Genomic DNA, 25,260 nt, shown 5'->3' with positions numbered 1-25,260 from the left:
TTACTCAGCTTCATCCCATAATTGCATAAGTTGTTCAGCTAATTGCTCATTCGAGATTTTACTGTCGGCATTTACAATATCAATGACTCGGTCCAACTTTTCCTTACGATTTTGGATTTCTTCTTCTTGAAAGAAATCTTGAACAGATAATATTTTTTCAGTTTTGCTAAACGCAATCGAAATTACTGGAAGCTTAACTAACAAATCTGAAACCATTTTATAAGTTTCAGCATTTGCCGGATTATCTTTGAATGCCGTAAAATTCGTTGAGTTTATAACATATTTTTGAATAAATTCTGTATTATTTTCGCAGTTATATTCTTTTTTTAATTGTTCAAAACTTTTAGCATCGCTATTATGATAAGCGAATAGATACTTTTTAAAATAATATGGATTATCTTCTATTGCTATTGCTTCTCTTACTAATTTTATAGAATCAACATCTCTGTTAACGCAAATAACCAAAGAGGTGTTCTTTTCCATTTCAGGCTCATACTGTGTAGTTTCCTTAAATGAAGCTGCGATATTTGGAAGAGTATCTAATAAATTAATCTCCAGTAATTTAGATTCCAATATCGGAAATAACAAAAATACTTGACTTGGATTTTGCCTCGATATTAAGCTTTGAATTTCAAAGCTTTGCTCATAAGCCTCAATCGTAAATGCTTGTCCAAAGATAAAATCGTTTTCACACAATATTGTTTTAATTATTCCAATCATCAAACTTCCCCTTATATAATGTATTTAGGTTAATAAAGGAAACCTATAATCCTTTATTGACAGATTAATTATCCAGAACGCTGTATAATTAATCCATTAGGTAGAGTGATGTCGTATTCTCCTTGAGATGTAATCTCGTACTTGAAAGACTGACACCTCTAACTGATTAACTGTTTACGAATAAGTTGGATGTTGGCTTTATTTAAGCACTTCGTATCTGCAATAAGGCGGTAACGTTTTTCAGCGTAGAGGAACCTATCTAAAATTCTTTGTCCAGGTGATCGTATGCTTTATCTTGGTATTGATATTGGAAAAAACAATCATGTGGCTTCTCTTCTAGATGAAAAAGGCAAAGTCGTTTTTAAAGCTTTTTCTTTCTCTAACTCCACGGATGGGGCCAACTCCTTACTTGAAAAGATTTCCGCCTATTCTTCGGCACTCGAAATTGGCATGGAGGCCACCGGCCATTATTGGCTGGCTCTTTATTCGTTCCTGGTTGAACAGGGATTCGTGATTCATGTCATCAATCCCATTCAAACTGACGGCTGGCGCAACGCTACTGAAATCAGAAAGCATAAAACAGATGTGATTGATTCGGTTCTTATTGCTGACTTTATTCGGTATGGTGAATTCCTCGAAACATCTCTTGTCAATGAGAATGTCTTATCTCTACGCAATTTGTCTCGGTTTCGAAATTACCTTGTCAGTTCGATTGGTGATCACAAAAGAAAAACGATTTGTATCCTTGATCAAATATTTCCGGAATACCAAGCTGTTTTTTCCAATGTCTTTGGTAAAACATCAAAGGAAATTCTCCTGCATCTCAGTACACCTTCGGAGTTTGAATTCATTACGGCTGCGCAATTAGAATCCGTGCTGAAAGAAATAACTTTTAAAAAATTTGCTGCGAAAAAGATTCACAAAATCTCTTCTGTCGCTAAAACTTCTTTCGGTATCACTTTCGGCCTGCAAAGCATGACACTGCAGCTTCGCCTTTTAATTGAGCAAATGAATTTCATTGAGGAACAAGTTAATGAAATAGAACGGCAAACCAAAACGTTGCTTGAAAAACTCAACTCGCCAATCACCACAATTCCGGGTATTAGTACTGTTATTGGTGCAACCATTCTCGGCGAGATTGGCGATATTTCAAGATTCAGCAATCCTTCTAAGCTTGTTGCTTACGCCGGTATTGATGCTTCTATACACCAATCGGGCAATTACCAAAGTGCGAATAACAAAATGAGTAAGCGCGGTTCACCTTATCTTAGAACGGCGTTGTTTCGTGCCGCACTCATTGCGTCTACTCATGATCCGGTATTCAAAGCCTATTATCAAAAGAAGCGTTTGTAGAATAAAAATAAAGTTGGCAAATTTCATCCCTGTTAAATCCTGATACTTCGGCGCATAAGAAAATAAAGTTGGCAAATGATTTATTGCTTATAAGAATTCTTTAAAAATAAAGTTGGCAAACTGTTACTTTAACCATAAGTTTGCCAAGAATCCTTATGTTCTACAGGGTCAATACAATTCAAACACGACAGCCCGCCAAGTCAGTGGGCTTGAACTGTAACTATTGGTATTGATGGAAAGATCCGTAACTTACAGATCCACTCATCTAAGTTATAATCATGTTCCTCACTACCCGGGCGACAGTATGCTCTCCTAGACGTATTGTTTTGATAGGAAGTGAATACTAATACGCGGAATCGAAGTTTCGCGAAAGTTTCACCCCCTCTTAAAGTGAGGGGGCGCAATCTAAAATGCTTTTTTTACAAATGGCATACACTCAGCGTGACCAAATATATTTTAAAATGTTATTAACTGTACAACAAAAATAAAGTTGTAAACTTTCAATGTGTTTAAACCCTTGGTTTTAAGGATAAATATAAATAAAGTCGTAAACTTAATTTTATTATCCATCTTGTAAAATAAAGTTATAAATTAACAAACCACTACTTCATTAAGTAGTGGTTTGTTAATAGCCCTATAAAGAAAATTACTTACTATGCCCAAAGGGGTAAATACTGACCGCTTGAGGTAGCGCCCCCTTGAGTATTATATTTCCAGATACCCTCTGTAGAATAAAAATAAAGTTGGCAAACCCTTCATTCTTAAAGTTACTATTAAATTATTCTCTTTTGCGCTTGTTTATATATTTAATAAGAGTCATTCTACTTACTTTCATCTTTAATTCAATTTCTTTCATGGTAAATTTTCCCGAATTCACAAGATTATTTAACGCATCTTCCCAAACTGAGCCATAAGAAATTACATTGCCAACCCTATATCGATCATCGTTAGTTTTATCAGGTCCCACCCTAGAATATATATAACCACATTCGCATGTAAAAATTCCGTGTGTTTTTTTAAAGCTTCCTTGATATATGTAACAATCATTTATAACTAGCATTCGATAATGAGAGGCTACAGGATTTAAGCATGGCCATGGACCTTTCCCAAAAGGAAGATATTCGGTATCAGAAATATTGAAGCTTTCCAATGATCCAAATAAATACTTTATAAGCAATAAATGTCTAAGTGGATGATATAAACGTTTATATCCATCTCGCCATATCATAATACGCAGCCAACTTGTTATATTGGTATCAACATGCGATTCTAACAGATTAAGAAATTCATTTCCAAAATACTCTATAAAAGAAGCAGTAAAATTGCCCGGGTTGATTAGGTGCCCCTTTAATCCCACAAATCCTAACTCACGTAACTTTATAATATATCGCTGGCTAATTGCTTGTGGTTCATAACAACAGTCAGTAAGCAACAATTTATATACTTCATGAGCATAACTAATTAAATGCTCTAAAGTTTTTTTCGCTATATTATTCACTTTGGGTTCAGATAAGGATAAGTCATGTCCATTAACACAGCAGGCATCTAGGCAAGCATACTGCATTCCTTGTGATAAAATTGGAATGCCACACATAGGACATGTATTTCTTAATACTATTTCATGCCAAGGGCAAATTAAAACCCCTGGAGCTTGGTGAATTCTATGCCAGTATGGCTCTCCATAACTTTCAATATCCGCCTTCATGCATTCAGGACAAAATTGAAGACTCTTTTTTCTACCTATATTACTTAGGTGGCTTCCTATAAAACCGGTAGTATTCTTTGCAACATCCACTATCATATTATGAAACATCGTATTTTGAACGTCTCTTCCAGAAAAGGCTGAAAAAAATGGCCAAAGAGTGTGTTGAAAAGCTAATTGTTTCGCACTATAACACTGTCCCAATAATGTATTATCCAACAGCTTTTGCAAGCGATTAACTTGATACCCTCTAAAAGGATATTTAGTTTTTCCCCATAAAGATCGAATGAGTTCACTTTGCGAGTTACCAAAATGCCTCTGAAATCTTGCAATAACACTATATAAAAGTTCATCTGGATAAGGTCTGGGGAAATACTTTATCATAATATGCACCTTTTTTAGAAGAGTTTATTTTGAAACGATAGCAGAGTATTGTAATAAATTCTTCGTATCTTCTTCTCGTAAAACATGAAGCATCGGTTGCACTAATTTATATTTTTCTCTATTTACCAGCGTAATAATTTCCGGAGTCACCCGGGCAATATCTCTATTAATACAATATTGTTGCGCTGCTATATACAACTTAATAGCAATATCTGTTATACCTAAAGAAACCTCAAATAGTTCTCGCGATATATCTGAAAAATTTTCCACTTCATGCAACGTCCATTGATATTTAAGTAATTCATGCACCAGACTATTCCATTCCTCATTAAAACTAAATTTACTCCATCTTACAATGGTAGATAGAAATACGTCCGGAAGAACTGATAATGCCGACGGAGTTCCTATTAGTAATGTTGGTATTCCTACTACAATATTGATCTTTTCTAAAAAATCAAGTATTAACCGCTTCTCCATCCCATTTGCTTTTGTAATACCTTGAAATTCATCAACAATAAACAATCCGACTCCATGAAGCCATAGTATTTTAGCAACCTGTTCTATACGTTCTTCCTCTTTTTGCTTTTGGTAGCTAAATAGCGAAAAATAATCGGTCCCGAGTATTTGGTCTATCTTATCTAAAATACAAAGACAAAAACTGCGCATTGTTGGTTGACATGGGAAATCTATTTTTAGCCATACTAACTGATCCATTAGCAAATAACTTTTTTCGAATTTAGCATGTTCTATAACTTGGGTACAATATGTTGTTAATATTCTTTCAACAGCTACGGATTTACCTGTTCCACTAATCCCGATTAATACGGCTATTAGTGGGTTAGCATTAGCTATTAACTTGCTTTCCAAAAGATTATTATTTCTCGTTTTTATTATATATTCCGGAGCCAAAGGATTGCGGTTGCTATATCCGTTAATGATAAACTGCTTAATTAAAACCGTTAAATAATAATATTGAGACCCAGCATATATGAATTCGCGTAATTTCTCAACGCAATGCACTTGCATGTGACTAGGAAGGAGTCTTTCTACTTTAGTTGCATTAGGTGGTAAAAAAGAAAGGTTACCTAATTCTATTTTACTATTAAGCTTAGGTAAGAATTTCAAAAAGAATTTTTCTTTCTTTGACTTATCAAATTCGCAATAAATGGAGTCATGCCCTTCAACAATTTTAATATCTTTTCCCCCAATGCAACCAAATTATCCTTAATCTTACAATATTTTCTCCTTGGGGGTGTTATTTCCTGCTAAACTTTCAGCTCCTGAGTATAGCTTGTTTTTTTAAATTTTCCCACGTATTATACAGATAGTCTCTGAGTTATTATCTGTTCCATCCGTTGTCACTCATTATCAAACCATAATTATTTCGTAGAATTATTTTTTGTTGATCCCTCATTATGGTTATGTCCCATCCCTCGCATCATAAATAAATGCATTAATGGACATAACAATAGCACTAAATAGTTCGCCTCACCATCATAACCACTTTGTCGCAAAAGCAGAACCAGACCAAGCGGTGCAAGACAACATAGTAACATCATTACCATATGTTTAAAGCCACCGCCACAATTATGTTGCTGACCTTGATTTTCGTTATTTTCCAAACTATTCTGGGATTGTTTGCAGCATTTCATATTCATCTTCCTCCAATCGTCTATTCAAAACTTAATTGAATCCTAGATATTTCATTGTGGCTGCACGCCTAAAGCCTTCCATTTGCCCTTATTTTAACAAAGCTTTGTGAAAATGTTATGAAGTAATTATGAATAAGGTATGATATTTTAGCAGTTAAAATATATACCGTAAATACTGCACTTTAAAATCAACGAACCCTAGCCGAAGCTAGGGTTCTATAATGTGGGGGAGGGAGAAATCTATATAAACCAAATAGTTTTGAAAACCATCTGGGCTACTGTTTCTACTCTTTTTGAGCCTTTAGTTTTGCAATTATATGGATAATATAAATTATCACAAACAAATTCATAAAAAACAAAATCCACATCATCTAGCATCACTCCACATCAGTTTTCCTCTGTCCTATAAATATATAATACAAGATAAATTTGAAGATATTATGAAGAAATTATGGCATTTTTATGAACTTTACAGGCAAGAAGACGTAAAAAGAACTCCCTTTGCCAATTTCGCTTTCAACTTGTGTCTTCCCACCGTGAATCTCGACGAGTTGTTTAACAATTGCTAGACCAAGTCCTGTACCCCCGCTTTTTCTATCCCGCGATTTATCTCCTCGATAAAAATGATCAAAAACGAAGGGGAGATCATCCGCACTAATACCCGGGCCGTTATCAACAACAGTAACCTTTACCCACTCTTTTTCTTCATACAGAGCTAGTTCTGTAGAAACAGTTACATGACCGCCGTCTGGAGTATAACGAATAGCGTTAGTAATAAGGTTATAAAATATCTGATTAATTCTATCGGCATCAGCTGAAACCGTTGGCAAATCAGGTGCCAATCTTTTCGTAACAGTAATTTTTTTCTCGTTTGCAAGCGGGTTCAACATATACAAAGCCTGCTCAACGGTATGGTTAATATTAACATCGCTGATCTCTAACGATAGTTGCCGTACCTCGGCTAATGACAAGTCCTTTAAATCCTTGATAAGACGTGATAAACGAACAGCCTCTTCATGGAGGGATGTTAGTTTTTTAGGGTTAGCTTCAATAACGCCATCAATCATCCCTTCCAAGTGACCTTGGATAATAGCCAAGGGGGTACGTAGTTCATGAGCTATATTAGCAAGGAATTGTTGTCGAAGTTTATTGTTACTATCAAGCGTTTCCGCCATCCGGTTAAATATTAAAGCTAAATTCCCAACTTCATCTTTTGAATTGACAGAAACCTTCTGGGCAAAGTTTCCCCGCTCTATCTCTATGGCAGCCGCACTAAGTTTTCTAAGCGGCGTAGTAATACTTCGAGCCAAAACATAGCTGGCACCCAATCCTACAGCCAATATGACTACGCCAACCCAAATGAGCGATTGATGTACCGATGATAAAAAATTTTGTTCGGATATCCCCATCATGCCAACTTGTCCTTGGTTGTTCGGACTCATGTGTGTAATCATACTGTGACGCACTTCCATTTGCTGAACGGTAACATACTCTTGGAAAAGATCAGTCATTTGCGAATTAGCCAAATAGACCAGTAAAAAGACGGTTATAGCAACTGCTAAAAACATCAATCCGGTAATCCGATAGATGATACTATTCATTCTGACTCCCTACCATCCGATAACCTACACCATAAACAGTTTGTATGAATACTGGCTCTTTAGGATTATCTTCAATCTTTCGTCGCAAGTTTTTTACATGCGCATCAATTGTACGTTCATAGCCTTCAAATGAATAACCTTGCGTTTGTTCTACAATTTGTAACCGGCTGAAAACTCGCCCCGGATTTGCAGCTAGTAGTTCTAATATCTTAAACTCAGTCGGCGTGATTTCAACAGGCTGGCCACCCTTTGTTACTTGATACTGTTCAGTGTTAATAACGACATCTCCCATTTGTAATGGTTCTGTTTTCACTTTCATTCCTTTGGTTCTGCGGAGTATCGCTTTAACACGAGCCACCACTTCTTTAGGGCTAAAGGGCTTTGTCACATAATCGTCGGCACCAATCTCGAGCCCAACTAATCTGTCGCTCTCTTCATCCCGGGCAGTTAACATTAAGATAGGCACCTCGCTATCCCGTCGAAGCGTTCTACAAATATCCCGGCCATCCATTCCAGGAAGCATTAAGTCAAGTACCAAAATATCAGGTTGTTTGTCCTGTGCTATTTGCAAAGCAGTCAGACCATCATTGGCAGTGTATACTAAAAATCCATCTCTTTGAAAATATATCTGAAGTAACTCAACCAACTTTTCGTCATCATCAACAACTAACACTGAGCTTTGTGACATAAATATCCCTCCCACTTTATAAAGGCTGGCACCGCAAAAGGACGCCAGCTAACTATATTTTAAATTTTTGTACAGCCGCTTCTAGTTGTTGGGCCATGTGAGCTAAATGCTGGCTGGATGCAGCCATTTCTTCCATTGAGGCTGATTGCTCTTCGGTGGCCGCCGAAATAGTTTGCGACTCTGCAGCTGTATTCTTACTAATCTGCTCGATATTTTGGATGGAACAAACTATCTGACTGCTGCCGCTTGCTACTTCATTAATTGAGGCTGAGATATCAGAAACTTGGCCTGATACCTGCTCAACAAGTTCTCTAATTTGTTCAAAAGCTTGTCCGGCAGTATTCACTACTTCATTACCTGCCTTAACTTCCTTAGTGCCTGATTCCATAGCAACAACCGCTCTTGTGGTATCTCCCTGAATTTCATTAATTAGCTCTGCTATTTGCTTAGCTGCCTCTTGTGACTGTTCGGCTAACTTGCGTACTTCTTCGGCAACTACAGAGAACCCTCGCCCGTTTTCTCCTGCTCTGGCAGCCTCAATAGCTGCGTTTAGTGCTAGAAGATTGGTTTGATTGGCAATTCCGGCAATGGTATCAACGATCTGGCCGATTTCATTTGATCTTAAACCAAGTTTAGATATTAACGCCGCCAAGTTTGCTACTGTTCTTTCAATACTTCCCATCTGTTGAACAGCGGCTAAAACAGCCTTATTACCATCCTGAGCAGTCTCTGCTCCTTGACTAGCAAACTTAACCACCATTTCCGCGTTTTTAGCTACGTGATGAATATTATCTGAAATCTTATCTACTATACCCGATGTCTCATTAACGGCCCCAGACTGCTCTTGAGCTCCTTGGGCAACTTGCATTACTGACGCAGCAACTTGGGTTGATGCTTGAGCTGATTGATCAGCACCTTCAGTTAGAACCGCTGACGCAGTTGCAACCTGCTCAACGGAATTCCTCACTTGCGACACCAGTGTACGTAGATTATCTGACATTATTATAAAGGCCTTGCCAAGTTGCCCGATCTCATCCTGATAAAGGGGAATATCGGTCTTACCAGTGAAATCGCCCTGGGCCATTTCTTCTGCTATATCAACCATTCTTTTCAATTGCTTGATAATCATTTGGTGGGCAATATACCGTCCAAGGGCAAGTGATACCAGCATAGCAATACCAGTTAGGATGATAATCCAAGTTATTGACTCTGAAGCCTCTTTGGAGCTATGCTCTGCCCTAGCAGCAGCTTGTTTCGCTTCGTTATCAGCCATTTCCTCGAGCATACTGTTAGCATGCTCGACATGGCCAGCGGCATTTTTCTCAAAATAGGCATAGGCTTCCTCCTTCTTCCCCGCTAACGCTAATTCTATCGCCTTATGCCGTTCTTGATGATAGCTGCTGAACATCTTTTCAACTTGCATTAGTTTTTCTTTTTCTTCACCTTGAACTACCGTCTCATATTGTTTCAATAGCTGTTCAACATCCTCCATGCGAGTCTTGGCTTCTGTAAGCAGCTTATTTTCTTTACCTTTATCCGAATGAGCCAGAAGAATTTCTTTCGTAGTCCCGAGTGCAGCTTGTGACTGGCTGCGAGCAGCATTTACCCATTTAATTGGCAATAAATTTCGGGCATACATTTCGTCTTGCGACTTTTTAATATGATCGGTCGATTTATAGCCCACGAAGCCTATACTACCGGTGAACACCACCATTATAAGTACTAAACCAAGTATCTTCCGTGCTATGGGTAAATTTCGAAACCATTGCATCTTTTAGAATCCCCTCCCCTATTCTGCTCTTTCAAACTGTCATAATACCTTATGTTTCGATCAATTTTTCTTAGTATCCTCTTACTTTTAAAGGCAAGGGAAAACTAAAGTATTATTTAGACAATATAGAAGCAACCACGGGTCTCATCCTCTCATCATTACGTGCCATATGGTCAAAATGTTTTACATACCACACTGCCAGCGTAAAAAAGACAACACCGCCTACAATAGAAGCTATCAAGCTATTCATTCCAATATAAGAGGATGCATACGTTCCAGCTAGTGCCCCAGCAAACGCTGCAAGAAGTGGAGCCATGTAGACAATAAACGCTGCCTTTAGCATATTCACCTCACGAATCTCAATAGCAACTCGCTGACCGGGTTTAGCATCAACCGAATTTAGCGCTTCAACAACAATGGCCGTATTGCCCGGACATGAGCCACAGTTTTCGCAGTCGCTATGTCGGCTAGCTTTAACTTTAGCCATCTTCCCGTTAACAGCCAAAACAATTCCTTCTTGCTGTTTATTCATATTGTTCACTTCCGTTCTGTTGTTTTTACTTAGATTTATTATACAAACCAAATGTGAATTATTTATGAATACAGTGTGAAGATATTATGAGATTTCAGAATTCTATTAACTAAACACAAAAATTGTTTCGATTACCCATATGATATTTTCCCACGCTATTCTTATTGCCGTTTATCACAGAGACTGACTGTAATTTTCTTTCGTAATTTTTTATTTTTTCAACCTAATACTGTTAAAACAGGACAAACGTGTAACACGTTTGTCCTGTTTGCGTTCCGAGCAATTCACTCTTCCATTTGCCCTTTTAATTGACTGAATTTGTTCCCTTTTTTACAATAACGCCGTCAACTGCCGTGTATACTACACCGTCTTTGATCCATCCTTCAATCACATGGGCACCTACTACCTGTTTGCTATAGCGAGTAGGATTATGGTCAATTACGGCATACTGGGTACCATTTTTACTGCCGCCTTGCCTTACTATGACCGTTTCGAGATCCTTATTGATGCGATATGCTTTCGTCTTAGCTCCGTCAACTGCCGTGTACACTACACCGTCTTTGATCCAGCCCTCAATGGTGCGGCCGTCAACTACCTGTTTATTATATCGAGTTGGATTATGGTCAGTCACAACAAACTGTGGACCATTTTTAGAGTTTTGATTAACCATGACTGTTTCAATATCCTTATTGATGCGATAAGACTTGGTAGTGACTCCGTCAATTACTGTATTAACCACACCATCTTTGACCCACCCCTCGATGGTATGGCCGCCTACTACCTGTTTGTTATATCCAGTAGGATTATGGTCAATCACAACAAACTGTGGACCATTTTTAGAACTTTGATTAACCATGACTGTTTCAATCTCTGATTTTATTTTGTTTGTTTCCGGGAGAAACTCATTAGCTGATGCCACGCCTGCTACCATCATGCTCATCAATAAAGATGCGGTTATAATTGTCTTTTTCATTTTCATTACTACCTCCTTGATATCTTTACCACTATCATATCTAACGAATATGAATATCTGATGAATAAATCATGAAAAACTTGTGTTATTTTACCAGTTCTACTTTGCGAAGAATTTTATACATATGTTGCAAATCAATCAGGAACTTAAGACTGAAGTTACGATAATACCCTATATTAAGTCTCTTAAAACCTTGAAAAATAAAACAGCCAGCTAAGCTGACTATTTCTAATGTAAACAAACCATACACCAATGCAACGATAAATCAATGTTAGAATGTCCATCAAAATACCATTCTATGGAGTTTAAGTTGTTTTATAAATTGACGCCTACAATGTTGTCAACGAAAAATTAACGGGATATTCGGCTTATTTAAAACTGAATATCCCGTCAAATTCAATTAATTATTTTGCGACTACCGTGGTCATCATACCACCATCCTCGTGATCAAGAATGTGGCAATGGAGCATCCAAGTACCAGGGTTAGTCATAGTAAAGGCAATATCTACATACTCACCCGCTGGCACGTTGATGGTATCTTTCCATGTTTCTCTTGCTGGTGCTTTTCCGTTTTGAGAAACAATCTGGAACTCAGTACCATGGATATGGATAGGATGATCCATCTTCTCCGCAGTGCTTATATCGTTATTAACAATCCGCACCTTAACAATTTGTCCAAGCTTAACTTCCAATGGCGGAACATTAGGGTACGATTGCCCATTAATAGTCCAGCGCATACTGCCTTGCATCTGCATCTCACTAGTTACAGCCTGAGCCGGTGCACCATGACCGCCATGACTGTTAATAGGAGCAGCAGGAGGAGTCGAATTACCATGGCTAGCATGCCCAACCGCCGGAGAAGCCGGAGCCATATTATTATGAGAAGGCATTTCCATAACGGAGTTTAGATCAAGCGTAAAGTCAGGAGTGCGACTCTCAATCCCCGCAAACCCTTTTGCCTGAGGAGGAACGAAAGGAGAAGCAACAAGATTAACCTGTCCATCTTGATACTTTATGGGAATTATGAGACCGAGTTCAGGGCGGTCGCTCTCTATAGCATAAACTTGACCAACATCACCAATTGCTGCGACTTCTGCATCGATACGTTCACCTGGTGATAAGGTTAGTACGTCTGATTCGTATGGTGAAGGCAAAGCATGACCGTCGGTATGAGTCACGCGGAAACGATGGCCTGATATCTTTATTGTATGGACAGCAGCAGTTGAGGCGTTAATGAAACGCAGTTTATGAAGTTGGCCTTTCTTGACTGCTAGTGGTTCAATAGCCGAACCAGACTTGCCGTTGACTGTCTCAATATTCCCGAATCGTTCCATTTCGCCTCTGGCCGTTCCACTCAGGCGGTTTCCGTTGGAATCAAGATACCAATCATCAATAATATAAATATGATCCCCGCTATATTTTTCATCTTCCGGTGCCTTAACGATAATTGGGGCGTATAGACCATTATCAACCTGATCTAAAACAGGGCGATAATGTGAATGATACCAATAGGTTCCACTTTCGTTCACCTTAAAGGAATATGAGTACTTCTCACCTGGTTTTATAGTCTTTCCCGGCCCATCTTGATCATTAGGAATTACAAGGCCATGCCAGTGTATAGTAGTTGCCGAAGGCAGATTATTGACTCCAGTAACATTTACTGTTTCACCTTTCTTAATAATAATAGGTGTCCCTGGCACTGTCCCGCCATAACTCCATACCTTAGTAGTTAAACCCGGTTTTATTTCCCAGTTAACTTCCTTCATGTCCAGTTTGATACTTGATGCCTGTCCTGAAAAAGAGTTAAAAGACAAAGCAATGGCCGCAGTTACTGCGATAACACCTATTGCAATCGTTTTCTTGGGTACCATAGATGCATTCCCCTTTCTGAATGTCGATATCACCGCTTCTAGACAAGCTTATGTAAAGTTTATCATAAAAATATGAAAAAGTTATGAATTTTAAATGACTAAAAAAAAGAATTCTTAGCATTACTATGAAACATAAAAATCATAAAGAAGCCACCCTGCGGTTAACCTCTTTACGATCTAAGTGCACAGTAATCGGGCAGCTTGACTAATTTATGTTTTAGTCACCATAACAATCCTTAGCAAAGCCGTACCATCTATAACATTCACCGTTAAACAAAAATGATTATATTTATAAAACGAGAAGTAGTTCTTTAGCAATGTCCCTGATATTATAATTAAATTAGTAAGCCGCCGCTATTATGTTGGCTACTACTTATACTTGACAACAGTAAACATACCTCCCATTTCTTTGGTCATGTTATTAGCCGAATGATGGGGAATATGGCAGTGAAGTGGCCAACACCCTGGATTGTTAGCGTAAAACTCAAAATCCCACGTTTCTCCTGATGCAACAGGTATAGTATTTTTCCGCATGCGTGCGCACGGACTTATCTCATTCCCATCAGTTGCTACAACAACAAACTGATGACCATGTAAATGAATGGGGTGTTCCTTCATGGCCGGATTAGCCAGCCTAATTCTAGTAACATCGCCGTAGTTAACAGGCAAAGGAGATGTGAACGGAAAACACCGCCCGTTTATAGTGAAAAACTGAAGATCATCGTTCAGGGGATCGACCTCATAACTCCCAGACTTGAGTACGCCCATCTGCAAGCCTTTAACCGCAAATTCTTGCAGCATAATAAAATAGTCACGATCAACATAATCATTTGGATCTAAAATTATCAGGCCACCGGCTAGCCCCATCATCTCCTGCTTGGCAACATTAAAATGAGTATGGTACATATGGGTGCCCGGCGGGTTAATTATCTCAAAGTGATAATCAAAATAACACCCTGATTTAATCTTGGGTGTTGGCTCTACATCCGGCGCCCCATCCATGTTATTTGGCACATCCAAGCCATGCCAATGAACACTTGTGGCTTCAGGCAATGAATTGTACACCCTTATATTAACGTAATCCCCTTGATACACCTTGATAGTAGGCCCCGGAATACTGCCATTATATCCCCAACCACGAATAAAAAGGCCGGGTAACAGTTCCCTCTCAACTGGCTCAGCCACTAGCTCAAAATACTTTACTCCTTGTCTTAATTCATACGGTAAATCAAAGAGGTCAGGACTCGTGACCATGTTGTCACTCTCCTTATACCATTTACCATATTTTATGCACATAATTTCGCATACGCGACTACTATGATCTAACAGTGATTAGGAAAAAACAAAACAGAGGCTACCCTCTGCTTTACATTAACATATTGTCAACCGGATTGAATGTTACTATTATCTTTACACGAACAGTATAGCGTGCCGGTAGAGTCAATCATTGCTACATAAACTGCATTAGCATTATCTATTCCTTTTTGTTGCAGTTGGTTATGAAGCCACTTTTCATCATGGCCAGTCTTATATAAATTAGTAGTAACAACCTTTCCATCATTGATTAAAAGCACCGGAAAACCTCCACCACTTGTGGCAATGTTTAAATCTTGCACGGTAACCGGGCTATGGTCGGCCTTTTTTAATACACTAATATGACCGTTAGTCTCAAAAGCAGCTGCCTCAATTTCGTTTAAATTAGGCGCATCAACCGTCCGTAATTCAGACAGTAGTAGTTCTAACGGCAATAGATTTTTCTTTAAATTGTGACGCAGCACCTTTCCTGCAGAAATTAATGGTACGGCCTCGCCGACAAGCAGTTTAGCAAAGGCTCTATTTTTCACAATCGCATAGGAAATTAGATAATGCAAGAGATACAAAACCACAATAATAGCGACTGTATTAACCACACTAATTTTGGGTTCAAACAAAGGTCCTGCGGTTATCCCCCCCATCATCCAGAAAAAAGTAAAATCATATCCTGCGAACTGCCCCCCTGATCGGTGAGGTAAAAATCGACCCTCTAGGTACAATAGAATACCTACAACTAAAGTCCTCAAGAAAAATGTAGTGGTGCTAATGTGTTCTGCTGCCCCCAAAACCTCGGAAAGTATATTCACGCTATCCCTTCTTTATTACTAATATATAGGGTTCCATTTGCCTCAATCATTGCAAGGAATACCTTGTGATGGTCGTTGATCCTGTTTTCAAGCAGCTTCGTGGACAACCACTGTCGGTCAAACCCTAATTTCCTAATATTTTCTTCTTGAATGACTCCATCGTAAATCAGGATTGTCGATAGGCCTGCTGGCATAGAAGTTATCTGCATATCCTTTTTAGTCACCGGCATCGAAGATGGTTTCTTGCTGATACTTATTTTTCCATATGGCTCCAAAATAACAGAATCCAGTTCAGAAAGACTATGAATCCCTTTTAGGCGAAGCTGCCCCAACAAATTATCAATTGTAATGTGACAGTCCATTAGACTTGACTTAATAAGCTGTCCACCTTCCATCAGGACACTGGCTGTCTGGTCAATTTTTCGTGGCCATTTAATATCAAGATAAGAAAGAAATACATTCACACCAGCAAAAGCAAAGATAATCATTAGTCCTGTTGTTAATGATGACTGGGGATTAACCATGCGCACGGCAGCCAAACTCACAATACCAGCTGCGACAAGATAGTTGTGTCCAGATAAAATGCCCACCTGCCGGTAACCCATTAGACGAGTGGCGATTATTAAAGCAATATACAAAACAACCGCACGGCTCATTAACATTAAAATGGAAAGATCTTTACCACCTTCCCAGAATAACTGCCAATCCATCAGATTCCCTCCAATAAATGGTACTAGTAGTTTAGTATGCCCATATCTTTCATAATAATATTTGTCGATTAACTGTTCCCCACTCATGCACTCTAATGTAAAATAGTAAAACTGCTCTAATAATATGGATAAAAAACAGCCAGCTCAAGTTGAGCTGACTGTGCTTTACCCTATATTTAATTATCTAGCACTTCCACTTGCTTAGCTAATACAACAGTTTGTGGAGACTGTGTTGTATTCTGTTTTGCTTTAAACGTTTCCCACAGTGCTCTCGCCAAAAACACTGTCCCTGCAACTAATACTGCTAACAATAATAGCGTGATTCCTGTACTAAGTATACTGCCTAGAAAACCTTCTAAACCTGATCCAGGCATCATTCCCGGCATGCTTGCCATATTTGTCATATTACCTTGAGGCATCATCCCCATGTTCGTGCCTTGATTCATTCCCATGTGCATTCCTTGATTCATCATCATTTTTAGAGTCCTCCTTATCTTGGGTTAATCAGTTGGTTCTGATTTGTCTTAAGTATAGCAAATCCAAATGAATATCTTATGAATCTCAAATGAAAATCCTGTGAAGTTTTCTTACAATGAAAAACCTTTGCGTACATCGCAAAGGTTTTTTAACATCAATGAGCCATAATCTTATTAGGAACTTCTGCCATAAGTTTTCTGACATTTTCCACCTGCTTGTCAACAGTGGCCTTATCTGGAGTTGGTTTGTTCACTTCAGTATTTAAGGCAGTAATTGTTTGGCTTAGCTGATCTCTAAAAGCAGTATCGGAAATATGAGGTGACAGACGATTATTAAGTGTAACTAAGTTACCCGTCGACGTCCTGGCCTCCGTCAATTTATTAGTTTGCGACTTACTGGCCACCTCATCCACTGCTTGATTCATTTGCGCAATAATCGGCTTAGGATCTTCCATATTTGCCATATTATGCTGAGCCTGTTGGCCACCGCCTTGCTGAGCGGGCGGCGTTGCTGGCGGCTGGCTTTTTTGTCCGCAACCGGCAATTAGCATTATACTAATTATACAAACTGTAATAAGCAGTTTACTCATGTTACATCATACCCATACCGCCGCCTGAAGAACCGCCTGACGATCCACCTGACATACCACCGGACGAGCCGCCAGACATATTCATGCCCATGCCGCCACCTTGCTGCATGTTACCCATCGGCATCATCATACCCATACCGCCGCCACTTTGCATATTCCCCATCGGCATCATCATGCCCATGCCGCCGCCACTTTGCATATTCCCCATCGGCATACCCATCATACCCATATTACCACCTTGCATTCCCATAGGCATTTGACCTTGCATGCCCATATTACCGCCTTGCATTCCCATAGGCATTTGACCCTGCATACCCATATTACCGCCTTGCATTCCCATAGGCATTTGACCCTGCATACCCATATTACCGCCTTGCATTCCCATAGGCATATTAACTGGAACCATTATTACGGGCACCATCATTCCACCATTGAAGGATGCGTTGCCCATAGGCATTTGCATGCCGCCGCCAGCAAAGCCAGCATTCATACCTGGCATCATCTGACCACGACCGTACATAGAAGGTTGATTCGGCGTTAATAGACCGACCACCGCCATTAATAATAAGATCCCCAAAAAAGAATACAACGCATATCTGAGCCACGGATTATTTTCCATTAATTTATATCCTCCCTTAGATGTTGTAGTGTTATTTTGCTTGGAAGTTACTGTATCTTGCTTGCCAAAAGCGTTCACAGCACTATGTGCCAAATAGTTGGCACCCGCGCCGAGCGCCACCACCAGCAAAGCTATGAGAAAAAACATGTACATGGGTCCAAGGAATCCGAGACTACTCAAATACATTCACCTCAACTCAAATGCCAAACAATCAACAGTAATAGTGTGCCAGCTAAGATAAACGGTGTTAAAAAAAAGATGATGCTGGTCGTAAAATCATGCAGCCACCTTAAATATCCGCCCTGATCATGCATGTTCATATTCATCGTTTGGGCCATTTCCTGCTTCCAAGTCAAGAGATCTGATAACGTGATATTAGAGGCGTGCATCATGCGCATCATGTCACCCATACTTTGCCCCATCATCTGAGTCATCATGTCACTACTCTCGGCTTGATTATTTGACCATACCTGGAAAAGCGCCAAGACAGCAACCACTAAAAAGATAAAGGATAGTTGCCAAAAATGAAGTTTAGCTTGGTTCATTAGGTTTCGCATTCCTCCATACCAAGTAAGCTGCCAGAATTAGCGCAAACAAGAGTAAGTCTGTAAATAAGGGGACAGACAGCGCCACCGCTTGGTTCTCAGTGCCGGAATCCATCGCCGCTATACCCATTAATGAATTCATCATAGCCTTCATCATTCCTGACATAAAGGCCTCAACCTGCTGTTTGCTCGGATCAGGCCCTCCAATAGAAATCATTATGACCGCTACGGCAAAGAAAAAACTAGAGGCAACAAACCATATAGCTACTTTAAACCATCGCTGAGTCATGAGATTACCCGCTACCTGCTGTTGCGTCCATAAAAAAGCATAGGCCTTCTGGTACATATGCCATACTAGGCTTGCCATTACAATGTAAGTCAGCTTTTCGTGCACAAACATCGAAAATGAAAGAGCAGCCATATTGCTGTGGTGGCTTTTCCACAGGATAATGCCAGTTACAATAAACATTAACATGGTAAGCATGGTAAATAGCCCATACCCTTGCCTACCAAATATTCCCCAGCCTAAATCCCCTTGACTTTCGCCTGTTAGTACCCTGGCAAGCTCCTGACCAATGACTATGAAGGCTATTATTACATAAGGAACAGCAAGAACCCTATGCACCAAATCAGCTGTAGCAATATCATAGCCAAGTACCCAGCCAAACCTAGCTCCGACCATGGCTAACCCACTGATGGCAAGTACAGAAAAAATAATGGTTAACAGCCAGTGGAGTACAAAATCCAGTCTAAGTTTCACAGCAACAACTATTTCCCTTCGCGTTTATCTCCTGGCTTATAACCGTTAGAATTAATAACTGGCGGAGAAGACAGCTGTGCAGGTTCAACCTGAAGTGTACTAGCACCATTTGATTGCTGGCCCTGTTCGCCATCAAACTGAGCTTTCAAATACTGAACTAAGGCAACCGTTAGTGTGATAACAAGCGCTAACATCAATAACTTTACGAGAAACCCGATAAGCATAAACAGCATAAACTGCGGCGATGCGCCATATCCACCAAACTGTATGCTGTTAAACAGCGCCGAAATAAAGTATAAGCCAAAAACTGCGGCGAGAACTATCGCCATGGTTCTAAGCACAGGATCTTGATTGACATATTCCAAAGCCTTAGACGATTGAATGAAACCATTCGGTTGGTTGATGAACTTTCGAATGCCCATAATCAGACCGGCAATCAGCGCAAAGACCAACACCAGGACTAAAAGATGCATAAGGAACCCGATGAGCCCAGGAATTAACCCACCGAAGAACATTCCTCCACTGTAGCCGCCAGAAGCAGCCATACCATGATGACCGCCACCGCCGGCCATGTTACCGGTTCCACCGAAATTCCCTCCAAACAAGAAACCGAATACCAATAGTCCCACAAAGACAATGAGGACTACTCTTAAAATCGGATCCCCTTTTGTCGTATCACCCATACTGTCCCTTCCTTTCTGTTTTAATTATGGTAAATAGTTACTGAGAGGCCCTCACTTCATTTATAAGTCGTTTAATGAGTATCAAGACCCCTAGCACTATACCAAACGCAATAATAATTATCGCTAAATTAAATATCCACATACTATCGCCCGACATGGATCCATGCTGCATATTTGCCATATTCATACCTGCCGTGGAACTCATCCCTGCCATATTGTTCATCCCGATCATAGAGCCTGACATTTGTACTCTAGCCATCCGAGCCTCATTTGAAATCTGAATCATTTGCTGGTTTAAGTCTTCACTGAGACGGCTCAGCATTAGCGCACTGCGCCCTAGTTCATAAATCCCTTGATGCAGTTGCTGCATCTTTTGGGTATTGTAAACATATCCATCAGTAGGGGCATATGGGTTAACATTTGCCATTGCAATTGATTCTTGTAGAAATCGTCCGGCCTGAACCAGCTTAGCTCTATTTTGCTGAGTCAAGTTATATCTGATCACGTAAGTATCTCCCGTAGGAGGATTAGCTTCAGGCATAACACTCTGGTCTGTTAAGTCGTTATTAAGTTCATTGAGTAGCATTAATGCTTGAGAGTACTTAAATATTCCCGTGTGTAATTGCTCTAATTTTGTCTGGTCGTACACTATATTGCCTGTATTAGGTGGAAAATCCCGGCGTTGACCTGGATTAATATTAATCGTTACACCGTCGCGCGGCGGTATTGTTATAGCACCTGCATTATTGTTACTAACAGCTCCAGTACTTGGGGGGCTGGACTGCGTGATCTGAGAATAGGGGTCGTTCGTTATCAGCTCCATTGCTTGATTGAGTATAGTAGTAGCCTGCACCAACCTATCTTTGTTTTGAGTGGCTAACTGGTTAAATGGACTAGAAGGCATTTGATTGCCACCTTGCATGCCCGGCATCTGATGACCAGCATGCCCGCCACCCGGTGACATATTAGCAAAGAATTGAGATACATACGGTATCTGGATGCCCATCATTTGTGCTCCATAGGCTACCGCACCTACAATTAAAACAATAACAAGTACAGCTAACAGGAACCTCATCACATCAACTCCAACTCATGGTTTCAAGGTTAATATGAGAACATTTCTTTTATGTTATGCACTTTTTTTAGTATGTCATAATAAGTAACTCCACGAAAACAGAAAAAGACGGGATAAACTTCGACTTTAAAAGTTTTTCTATCTCTCTATCGATACCTTCAGCCGCTTTTCGGATAATATCGCTTTGACTCTTTAAGTGAAAAGGTAAAAACAAACAGCGCCGTTATTTACGACGCTGTTTGTGCCTTTGTCTATTCTTGTTTACAGTGCGCTCAAATCTTCTTTCAAAGAAAGGTATTCTTCACGGCTAATTTCGCCTCTCGCATAACGCTGCTTAATGATTTCAAATGAATCTACTGCAGGCTTTTGTTGTCCAAACTTTTGTCCTGCTAAATCCCAAGACCACCTAATCAGATAGGCGAAACCTACTATCACAAGTGCCCAGAAAAGAAATGATGCCAAAGTGGATGCCAAGCTTCCTAAATAGCTGCCTCCCGAAACATAGTTATAACCATAATACATAAACTTTTCCTCCACTTATAAATATTATTCTAGATGCCTGTCATACTGCTAATCACGAACATCAACATTTGGTTAATGCCATGCTACTCAGTTGGCATCGTTGAGGTGAATGATTTTTTAAATTCCCCTCCTTCGAAATTATTTACCACTTAGTTGCATTATAGCAACTCAATATGAATTCTTAATGAAAATTATGTGAATATCTGATGAATAATAAGTACCTGGATATTTTCCAGGTACAATCACGGAAATATTAATCTAGCTAAAATCGTAAAGTCAGATCAAGCCGGATGTCATTCATTGGGCGATGCAATAATAAGCTTAATTATCTTTCCTGAATACTCTTCCATCTCCAGAGGTTTTATCCCTGCAGTATGTATATTCATAACTGTATCCCGGTTAATATTGGAACCAATTATATGTAGCGCTAATGGATTTAAGATATCCATTAATAGCCCTAATATCGGATTCTCACTGCGCACATGCTCAAGCAAAATTATCCTTCCATTGGGCTTACATACTCGTTTGGCTTCTTTCAAACCTTGAACAGGATCAGGAACTGAGCAGAAGACGCAGGTCGAAATTACTGTGTCGAAGGTGTTATCAGGAAAGCTCATATTTTGTGCATCCATCTCTAAGAGTGTAACAGGTACCTTTGCCTTAAATTGCTTCTGCATAGCTTTCTCCAACATACCTGGACTAAAATCAATGCCTGTCACCTGACAGCCTGGCAAGTAATATTCTAAGTTTGCACCAGTACCTACACCAATTTCAAGCACCTTACCCTCCGCCTGTTGAATAGCTTTTTGGCGTAGTTTAACAGAGATCATTTTATCCATCCAGTCGTAAAACAAGGCCGTTCGATTATAACGCCTTCGGATTGTTTCAGTCTGACTATCAGATATTGTCATCTACATTACCTCCAGAGTGCATATAAGTAGTATCTCCAAATGCTTTGTAAATAAATAAGTAAGCAGAACTAGCTTAGTTTTATATTTCCTTTGATAGTATAAAAGGGCTAACTCAAACCTTATGAACTGCCCCCTGTCAAGTAGACAACTAAAAAAGAAAAATTGTTAAGAAGATGGATGCCGATAGGTATCCATTTTTTTTAGATCACGCGGTGGCCAGTAGCATTGTACGATGCTCCAACGGTGCCAAACCTTTCAGGCGTTCTTGAAATCTCGCGTTGTTGTAGAAGTCTATATAGTCATCGATGGCAGCTTTCAGGCTGTCATAGTCGAAGAATCTGTAAAGATAGTACATTTCCGCTTTCAGGGTTCCCCAAAAGGCTAGCCATTTGTAATAAGAGGAACGGTTAAGTCTCACTATGGCGCACTGGGTGCTGACCGAGTATTGCTTTTCTTCGTTGAGTTCTTTAATGGCTATGTATTTGGATTCAAGCCGTACCTTGCTTAGTCTATACCTTGCCTCCTTTCTACCTCCTCCAATTTTTTTAGCAGGTCGTTCTCCATTTGAAGCCTCCGATTCTCCGCTTCTTTGAGTTTCAACTGAGCTCGTAGTTTCTCAATCTCGCTCATCGAAGCTTGGTCTTTTCCTTTACCGCGGCGGTCGGAAAGACCTTCGGCACCGTCTTTCTCATATTTCCGGACCCATCCGTAGATTTGTTGATAAGACACACCATACCGTTCAATTGCCTTACCGTAGTCTTTGCTGTTGGCAATGCAGTAGCTGACGATGTCGACTCGTTCTTTTAGAGTAGTCTTGGCGGCCTTTTACCATATAAATTTTACCTCCGCTGTTCGGTTGCATAAAATCTCTATGGCTATTATACCGTTTTATCCATTTCTGTAACATCTGCCTATTGCTGATGTCATATTTTAAGCAGATATCGCGCTGTGAACCACCGCCTGACAGGTATTCCACAACTGCCTTACGTTTAGTTTCGGATGTGTAATGGCGGTTTTCTGCCGTGGGTGCTAATCCATCTGCTCCGCGCGTCTTGTACAGTCTAACCCACTCGTACAATGTTTGTTTGCGTACCCCATACTTTTGCCTGAATTCGTTCGGACCCCTCGCTCCCGAAAGGTACTCCCTAACAATCCTTACTTTGTCTTCTACCGACAAGCGCCCTTTTTGCGGCACGAAAATGCCCCCTTCAAAGTGTTCAGATGTTTTGTTATTTCATCTGTCTACTTTAAAGGGAGCATATCATTATTCGAGTCAGCCCTTTTACCTACTTTTATACGTCATTCAACAACTTATACTTATTTAGTTACTACAACTTGTGCCGCCTCGACTGGATTTTTCGGCTTGAATAATTCCCAAAGTCCTCTGGCCAAGAACACGGTGCCACCAATCAAGAGTACCCAAAACAACAAGGTAATTGCAATGCTGGCGAAATTACTGAGAATTGACTCAAAACCCGAACCTGGCATCATACCAGGCATACTTGCCATATTGGCAATTCCAGCATGCCCATTCATAGTCATATTACCCATTTGGTTATATGCATCTACACCTTGCATACCGTTCATACCCATATTCATACCTTGATTCATACCATTCATACCCATATTCATGCCTTGGTTCATACCGTTCATACCCATGTTCATGCCTTGGTTCATACCATTCATACTCATATTCATGCCTTGATGCATACCGCCCATTCCATTCATCATCATTAGTAGGCCCTCCTTGATTGTCTTTTGGTTTGGTTCTGTTATTAAGTATAACAAACAAAAATGAATATCTTATGAATAGTAAGTGAAGTTTTTATGGAGTTTTTCGGTGCCTTATGCTGAAATGTCGATAGTGTTGCCTAGCTTTGGATCTACACTAGTCGTCTTGCTGGCACTATTAGTATCCTGCTGTGCTGCAGCCTTACCAGTATTACCATGTTGATGTGAGCCACTGCAACCAGACATACCCGCCATACTACCTGCTGAACTACCTGCTGAACTACCTGCTGAAATTCCAGACATATTCATTGTTGAATTCCTCCTATTTTTTTGGTTCAAAATTACTGCCTAGGTATATTGTAGCAAATCAATATGAATATCTTATGAAGAATTCATCACAGCAACAAAAAAGCGAATCTTCAAGATTCGCTTTTTTTACTATCCGTGGTGACCGCTATGTTGATTTGCTTGACCGTTATCGGCTGGTGGCTGCACTTGTTGCTCGCTTTGTTGGGTATTATTTTCCTCTGCCATTGCAATCGGTGATACTAAACCTGCCGCTGCAATGAAGGCCCACAACATCAATCCTGCAACTATTTTAGATAATTTCTTGTTCATATTATCTATCTCCTCTTTACTATGTAGTATCTAGGGCTTTGTTTAACTCCCTTTATTTACTTTAATTTAACCATACAAATATGAAGAACTTATGAATATTTCATGAAGATTTTGTGCGAATTTCAAATGTAAGACCTCTACGCAAGTAGAGGTCTACATTATATCTGTAGGATTTTTTTAATGGCTATGACTGCTTAGATCGGTTTTAACTTTAGGCAATAAATCTTGCAGTTCTTTTATCTTAGCATCAAGACCAGTCTGATCAACTTTTGCCGCATGAACAGCCTCTTTAATAGCAGAAGCACTTTGGCGAGTCTTATTTCTAAGTCCCTCATCCATAATATGCTGTGCTAATTTATCGGCGGTTTGAACAAGCTGTGCGGAAACTTTCTGCGCATCAGCTACCTGATTAGCTTTTTGTTTAGCTGCAACATCAGCAACCTGTTTTTCCATTTCAGCTAAAATCGGCATCGGATCACCAGCTGGCATCGAGTGGGTTTGCATATTATGTCCCGAATGTTGTTGTCCGACGGGCTGTTGATCCGCTTGTTTTGCCGGTTGGGCAGTTGGTTGGCTGGTGCCACAACCTGCAGCTAGTGACATGGATAATAATAGTGCGATACCACCTAATACTACTTTTGCTTTCTTCACGA

At 39.8% G+C, this 25,260-nt stretch carries 30 protein-coding genes; 1 reads left to right on the top strand and 29 read right to left on the bottom strand.

The window, feature by feature from the left end; genetic code table 11:
* On the bottom strand, window positions 1-720 hold the full coding sequence (locus BLR65_RS04330) for an ABC-three component system middle component 1 (RefSeq protein WP_093792854.1): 720 nt from the start codon (window positions 718-720) through the stop codon (window positions 1-3).
* A gap of 285 nt (window positions 721-1,005) precedes the next feature.
* Here BLR65_RS04330 and BLR65_RS04325 point away from each other — a divergent pair, with 285 nt between their 5' ends.
* Window positions 1,006-2,073, top strand: a complete 1,068-nt coding sequence (locus BLR65_RS04325; protein ID WP_093792852.1) for an IS110 family RNA-guided transposase — start codon at window positions 1,006-1,008, stop codon at window positions 2,071-2,073.
* Between the two features lie 778 nt (window positions 2,074-2,851).
* Here the strand turns inward: BLR65_RS04325 and BLR65_RS04320 are convergent.
* From BLR65_RS04320 to BLR65_RS04185, 28 genes are all read right to left on the bottom strand, one after another.
* The gene (locus BLR65_RS04320) at window positions 2,852-4,159 is read right to left on the bottom strand and encodes a TnsD family Tn7-like transposition protein (RefSeq protein WP_093792850.1); all 1,308 of its coding nucleotides are present in this window, start codon (window positions 4,157-4,159) and stop codon (window positions 2,852-2,854) included.
* Window positions 4,160-4,183: 24 nt separating this feature from the next.
* Window positions 4,184-5,284 carry an ATP-binding protein gene (locus tag BLR65_RS04315; RefSeq protein WP_143122498.1) on the bottom strand — a complete coding sequence of 367 codons (1,101 nt, stop codon included), beginning with the start codon at window positions 5,282-5,284 and terminating at the stop codon, window positions 4,184-4,186.
* 254 nt (window positions 5,285-5,538) lie between these two features.
* Window positions 5,539-5,781, bottom strand: a complete 243-nt coding sequence (locus BLR65_RS04310) for a DUF2933 domain-containing protein (protein WP_176772684.1) — start codon at window positions 5,779-5,781, stop codon at window positions 5,539-5,541.
* Between the two features lie 479 nt (window positions 5,782-6,260).
* Window positions 6,261-7,412 (bottom strand): sensor histidine kinase, encoded by a 1,152-nt coding sequence (locus BLR65_RS04305; RefSeq protein WP_093792844.1) that lies wholly within the window; start codon window positions 7,410-7,412, stop codon window positions 6,261-6,263.
* A complete protein-coding gene (locus tag BLR65_RS04300) occupies window positions 7,405-8,100 on the bottom strand; it encodes a response regulator transcription factor (RefSeq protein WP_093792842.1) in 696 nt (231 codons plus the stop codon). Before BLR65_RS04300 ends, BLR65_RS04305 begins: the two co-directional genes overlap by 8 nt.
* Window positions 8,101-8,152: 52 nt before the next feature.
* Complete coding sequence (locus BLR65_RS04295; RefSeq protein ID WP_093792840.1) at window positions 8,153-9,871, bottom strand: methyl-accepting chemotaxis protein; 1,719 nt, start codon at window positions 9,869-9,871, stop codon at window positions 8,153-8,155.
* Between the two features lie 112 nt (window positions 9,872-9,983).
* The gene (locus tag BLR65_RS04290) at window positions 9,984-10,403 is read right to left on the bottom strand and encodes a SoxR reducing system RseC family protein (protein WP_093792838.1); all 420 of its coding nucleotides are present in this window, start codon (window positions 10,401-10,403) and stop codon (window positions 9,984-9,986) included.
* 304 nt (window positions 10,404-10,707) lie between these two features.
* A complete protein-coding gene (locus BLR65_RS04285) occupies window positions 10,708-11,376 on the bottom strand; it encodes a hypothetical protein (RefSeq protein ID WP_093792973.1) in 669 nt (222 codons plus the stop codon).
* Between the two features lie 404 nt (window positions 11,377-11,780).
* Window positions 11,781-13,247 (bottom strand): multicopper oxidase family protein, encoded by a 1,467-nt coding sequence (locus BLR65_RS04280; RefSeq protein ID WP_093792836.1) that lies wholly within the window; start codon window positions 13,245-13,247, stop codon window positions 11,781-11,783.
* 369 nt (window positions 13,248-13,616) lie between these two features.
* The gene (locus BLR65_RS04275) at window positions 13,617-14,501 is read right to left on the bottom strand and encodes a multicopper oxidase family protein (protein WP_093792834.1); all 885 of its coding nucleotides are present in this window, start codon (window positions 14,499-14,501) and stop codon (window positions 13,617-13,619) included.
* A 128-nt stretch (window positions 14,502-14,629) separates the two neighbouring features.
* Window positions 14,630-15,367 (bottom strand): YetF domain-containing protein, encoded by a 738-nt coding sequence (locus BLR65_RS04270; RefSeq protein WP_093792832.1) that lies wholly within the window; start codon window positions 15,365-15,367, stop codon window positions 14,630-14,632.
* A complete protein-coding gene (locus BLR65_RS04265; RefSeq protein ID WP_093792830.1) occupies window positions 15,364-16,077 on the bottom strand; it encodes a YetF domain-containing protein in 714 nt (237 codons plus the stop codon). The genes BLR65_RS04270 and BLR65_RS04265 overlap by 4 nt, the downstream gene beginning before the upstream one ends.
* A gap of 176 nt (window positions 16,078-16,253) precedes the next feature.
* A complete protein-coding gene (locus tag BLR65_RS04260) occupies window positions 16,254-16,553 on the bottom strand; it encodes a hypothetical protein (RefSeq protein ID WP_093792828.1) in 300 nt (99 codons plus the stop codon).
* A 155-nt stretch (window positions 16,554-16,708) separates the two neighbouring features.
* Complete coding sequence (locus tag BLR65_RS04255; protein ID WP_093792826.1) at window positions 16,709-17,143, bottom strand: hypothetical protein; 435 nt, start codon at window positions 17,141-17,143, stop codon at window positions 16,709-16,711.
* A gap of 1 nt (window position 17,144) precedes the next feature.
* Entirely contained in the window at window positions 17,145-17,909 is a 765-nt protein-coding gene (locus BLR65_RS04250; protein ID WP_218130617.1) for a hypothetical protein, read from the bottom strand.
* 44 nt (window positions 17,910-17,953) lie between these two features.
* Window positions 17,954-18,307: a hypothetical protein gene (locus BLR65_RS04245; protein WP_093792822.1), complete on the bottom strand. Its 354-nt coding sequence runs from the start codon at window positions 18,305-18,307 to the stop codon at window positions 17,954-17,956.
* Entirely contained in the window at window positions 18,294-19,067 is a 774-nt protein-coding gene (locus BLR65_RS04240) for a hypothetical protein (protein WP_093792820.1), read from the bottom strand. Before BLR65_RS04240 ends, BLR65_RS04245 begins: the two co-directional genes overlap by 14 nt.
* A gap of 8 nt (window positions 19,068-19,075) precedes the next feature.
* A complete protein-coding gene (locus BLR65_RS04235) occupies window positions 19,076-19,750 on the bottom strand; it encodes a hypothetical protein (protein WP_093792818.1) in 675 nt (224 codons plus the stop codon).
* A 37-nt stretch (window positions 19,751-19,787) separates the two neighbouring features.
* Window positions 19,788-20,825 carry a hypothetical protein gene (locus BLR65_RS04230; RefSeq protein ID WP_093792816.1) on the bottom strand — a complete coding sequence of 346 codons (1,038 nt, stop codon included), beginning with the start codon at window positions 20,823-20,825 and terminating at the stop codon, window positions 19,788-19,790.
* Between the two features lie 261 nt (window positions 20,826-21,086).
* Window positions 21,087-21,347 carry an SHOCT domain-containing protein gene (locus BLR65_RS04225; protein WP_093792814.1) on the bottom strand — a complete coding sequence of 87 codons (261 nt, stop codon included), beginning with the start codon at window positions 21,345-21,347 and terminating at the stop codon, window positions 21,087-21,089.
* Window positions 21,348-21,640: 293 nt separating this feature from the next.
* Window positions 21,641-22,258, bottom strand: coding sequence for a class I SAM-dependent methyltransferase (locus BLR65_RS04220; RefSeq protein WP_093792812.1), 618 nt, complete (start codon window positions 22,256-22,258; stop codon window positions 21,641-21,643).
* A gap of 205 nt (window positions 22,259-22,463) precedes the next feature.
* Complete coding sequence (locus tag BLR65_RS31695) at window positions 22,464-22,676, bottom strand: IS3 family transposase (protein WP_143122496.1); 213 nt, start codon at window positions 22,674-22,676, stop codon at window positions 22,464-22,466.
* Between the two features lie 86 nt (window positions 22,677-22,762).
* A complete protein-coding gene (locus tag BLR65_RS04210) occupies window positions 22,763-23,047 on the bottom strand; it encodes a helix-turn-helix domain-containing protein (protein ID WP_093792808.1) in 285 nt (94 codons plus the stop codon).
* On the bottom strand, window positions 23,007-23,453 hold the full coding sequence (locus BLR65_RS31690; RefSeq protein WP_093792806.1) for a helix-turn-helix domain-containing protein: 447 nt from the start codon (window positions 23,451-23,453) through the stop codon (window positions 23,007-23,009). The genes BLR65_RS04210 and BLR65_RS31690 overlap by 41 nt, the downstream gene beginning before the upstream one ends.
* 122 nt (window positions 23,454-23,575) lie before the next feature.
* Window positions 23,576-23,992, bottom strand: coding sequence for a hypothetical protein (locus BLR65_RS04200; RefSeq protein WP_093792804.1), 417 nt, complete (start codon window positions 23,990-23,992; stop codon window positions 23,576-23,578).
* A gap of 111 nt (window positions 23,993-24,103) precedes the next feature.
* Window positions 24,104-24,298: a hypothetical protein gene (locus tag BLR65_RS04195; protein WP_093792802.1), complete on the bottom strand. Its 195-nt coding sequence runs from the start codon at window positions 24,296-24,298 to the stop codon at window positions 24,104-24,106.
* A gap of 129 nt (window positions 24,299-24,427) precedes the next feature.
* On the bottom strand, window positions 24,428-24,607 hold the full coding sequence (locus BLR65_RS04190; RefSeq protein ID WP_093792800.1) for a hypothetical protein: 180 nt from the start codon (window positions 24,605-24,607) through the stop codon (window positions 24,428-24,430).
* Between the two features lie 177 nt (window positions 24,608-24,784).
* Window positions 24,785-25,258 (bottom strand): hypothetical protein, encoded by a 474-nt coding sequence (locus BLR65_RS04185; RefSeq protein ID WP_093792798.1) that lies wholly within the window; start codon window positions 25,256-25,258, stop codon window positions 24,785-24,787.
* Window positions 25,259-25,260 lie beyond the last annotated feature (2 nt).

The sequence above is a fragment of the Sporomusa acidovorans genome (genome assembly GCF_900101845.1).
Lineage (GTDB): Bacteria > Bacillota > Negativicutes > Sporomusales > Sporomusaceae > Sporomusa > Sporomusa acidovorans.
Note: the sequence above shows the minus strand (reverse complement) of the source record. Positions and strands in the feature narration are given on the sequence as shown.

What these genes read in the sequence shown, in the direction of transcription:
- BLR65_RS04275 (WP_093792834.1), bottom strand. Translation starts at nt 14,501, where the DNA reads ATGGTCACGAGTCCTGACCTCTTTGATTTACCGTATGAATTAAGACAA.
- BLR65_RS04245 (WP_093792822.1), bottom strand. Translation starts at nt 18,307, where the DNA reads ATGAACCAAGCTAAACTTCATTTTTGGCAACTATCCTTTATCTTTTTA.
- BLR65_RS04235 (WP_093792818.1), bottom strand. Translation starts at nt 19,750, where the DNA reads ATGGGTGATACGACAAAAGGGGATCCGATTTTAAGAGTAGTCCTCATT.
- BLR65_RS04260 (WP_093792828.1), bottom strand. Translation starts at nt 16,553, where the DNA reads ATGATGATGAATCAAGGAATGCACATGGGAATGAATCAAGGCACGAAC.
- BLR65_RS04290 (WP_093792838.1), bottom strand. Translation starts at nt 10,403, where the DNA reads ATGAATAAACAGCAAGAAGGAATTGTTTTGGCTGTTAACGGGAAGATG.
- BLR65_RS04190 (WP_093792800.1), bottom strand. Translation starts at nt 24,607, where the DNA reads ATGAACAAGAAATTATCTAAAATAGTTGCAGGATTGATGTTGTGGGCC.
- BLR65_RS04225 (WP_093792814.1), bottom strand. Translation starts at nt 21,347, where the DNA reads ATGTATTATGGTTATAACTATGTTTCGGGAGGCAGCTATTTAGGAAGC.
- BLR65_RS04255 (WP_093792826.1), bottom strand. Translation starts at nt 17,143, where the DNA reads ATGAGTAAACTGCTTATTACAGTTTGTATAATTAGTATAATGCTAATT.
- BLR65_RS04280 (WP_093792836.1), bottom strand. Translation starts at nt 13,247, where the DNA reads ATGGTACCCAAGAAAACGATTGCAATAGGTGTTATCGCAGTAACTGCG.
- BLR65_RS04230 (WP_093792816.1), bottom strand. Translation starts at nt 20,825, where the DNA reads ATGAGGTTCCTGTTAGCTGTACTTGTTATTGTTTTAATTGTAGGTGCG.
- BLR65_RS04320 (WP_093792850.1), bottom strand. Translation starts at nt 4,159, where the DNA reads ATGATAAAGTATTTCCCCAGACCTTATCCAGATGAACTTTTATATAGT.
- BLR65_RS04220 (WP_093792812.1), bottom strand. Translation starts at nt 22,258, where the DNA reads ATGACAATATCTGATAGTCAGACTGAAACAATCCGAAGGCGTTATAAT.
- BLR65_RS04250 (WP_218130617.1), bottom strand. Translation starts at nt 17,909, where the DNA reads ATGTTTTTTCTCATAGCTTTGCTGGTGGTGGCGCTCGGCGCGGGTGCC.
- BLR65_RS04265 (WP_093792830.1), bottom strand. Translation starts at nt 16,077, where the DNA reads ATGGATTGGCAGTTATTCTGGGAAGGTGGTAAAGATCTTTCCATTTTA.
- BLR65_RS04300 (WP_093792842.1), bottom strand. Translation starts at nt 8,100, where the DNA reads ATGTCACAAAGCTCAGTGTTAGTTGTTGATGATGACGAAAAGTTGGTT.
- BLR65_RS04195 (WP_093792802.1), bottom strand. Translation starts at nt 24,298, where the DNA reads ATGAATATGTCTGGAATTTCAGCAGGTAGTTCAGCAGGTAGTTCAGCA.
- BLR65_RS04330 (WP_093792854.1), bottom strand. Translation starts at nt 720, where the DNA reads ATGATTGGAATAATTAAAACAATATTGTGTGAAAACGATTTTATCTTT.
- BLR65_RS04295 (WP_093792840.1), bottom strand. Translation starts at nt 9,871, where the DNA reads ATGCAATGGTTTCGAAATTTACCCATAGCACGGAAGATACTTGGTTTA.
- BLR65_RS04325 (WP_093792852.1), top strand. Translation starts at nt 1,006, where the DNA reads ATGCTTTATCTTGGTATTGATATTGGAAAAAACAATCATGTGGCTTCT.
- BLR65_RS04285 (WP_093792973.1), bottom strand. Translation starts at nt 11,376, where the DNA reads ATGAAAAAGACAATTATAACCGCATCTTTATTGATGAGCATGATGGTA.
- BLR65_RS04200 (WP_093792804.1), bottom strand. Translation starts at nt 23,992, where the DNA reads ATGATGATGAATGGAATGGGCGGTATGCATCAAGGCATGAATATGAGT.
- BLR65_RS04305 (WP_093792844.1), bottom strand. Translation starts at nt 7,412, where the DNA reads ATGAATAGTATCATCTATCGGATTACCGGATTGATGTTTTTAGCAGTT.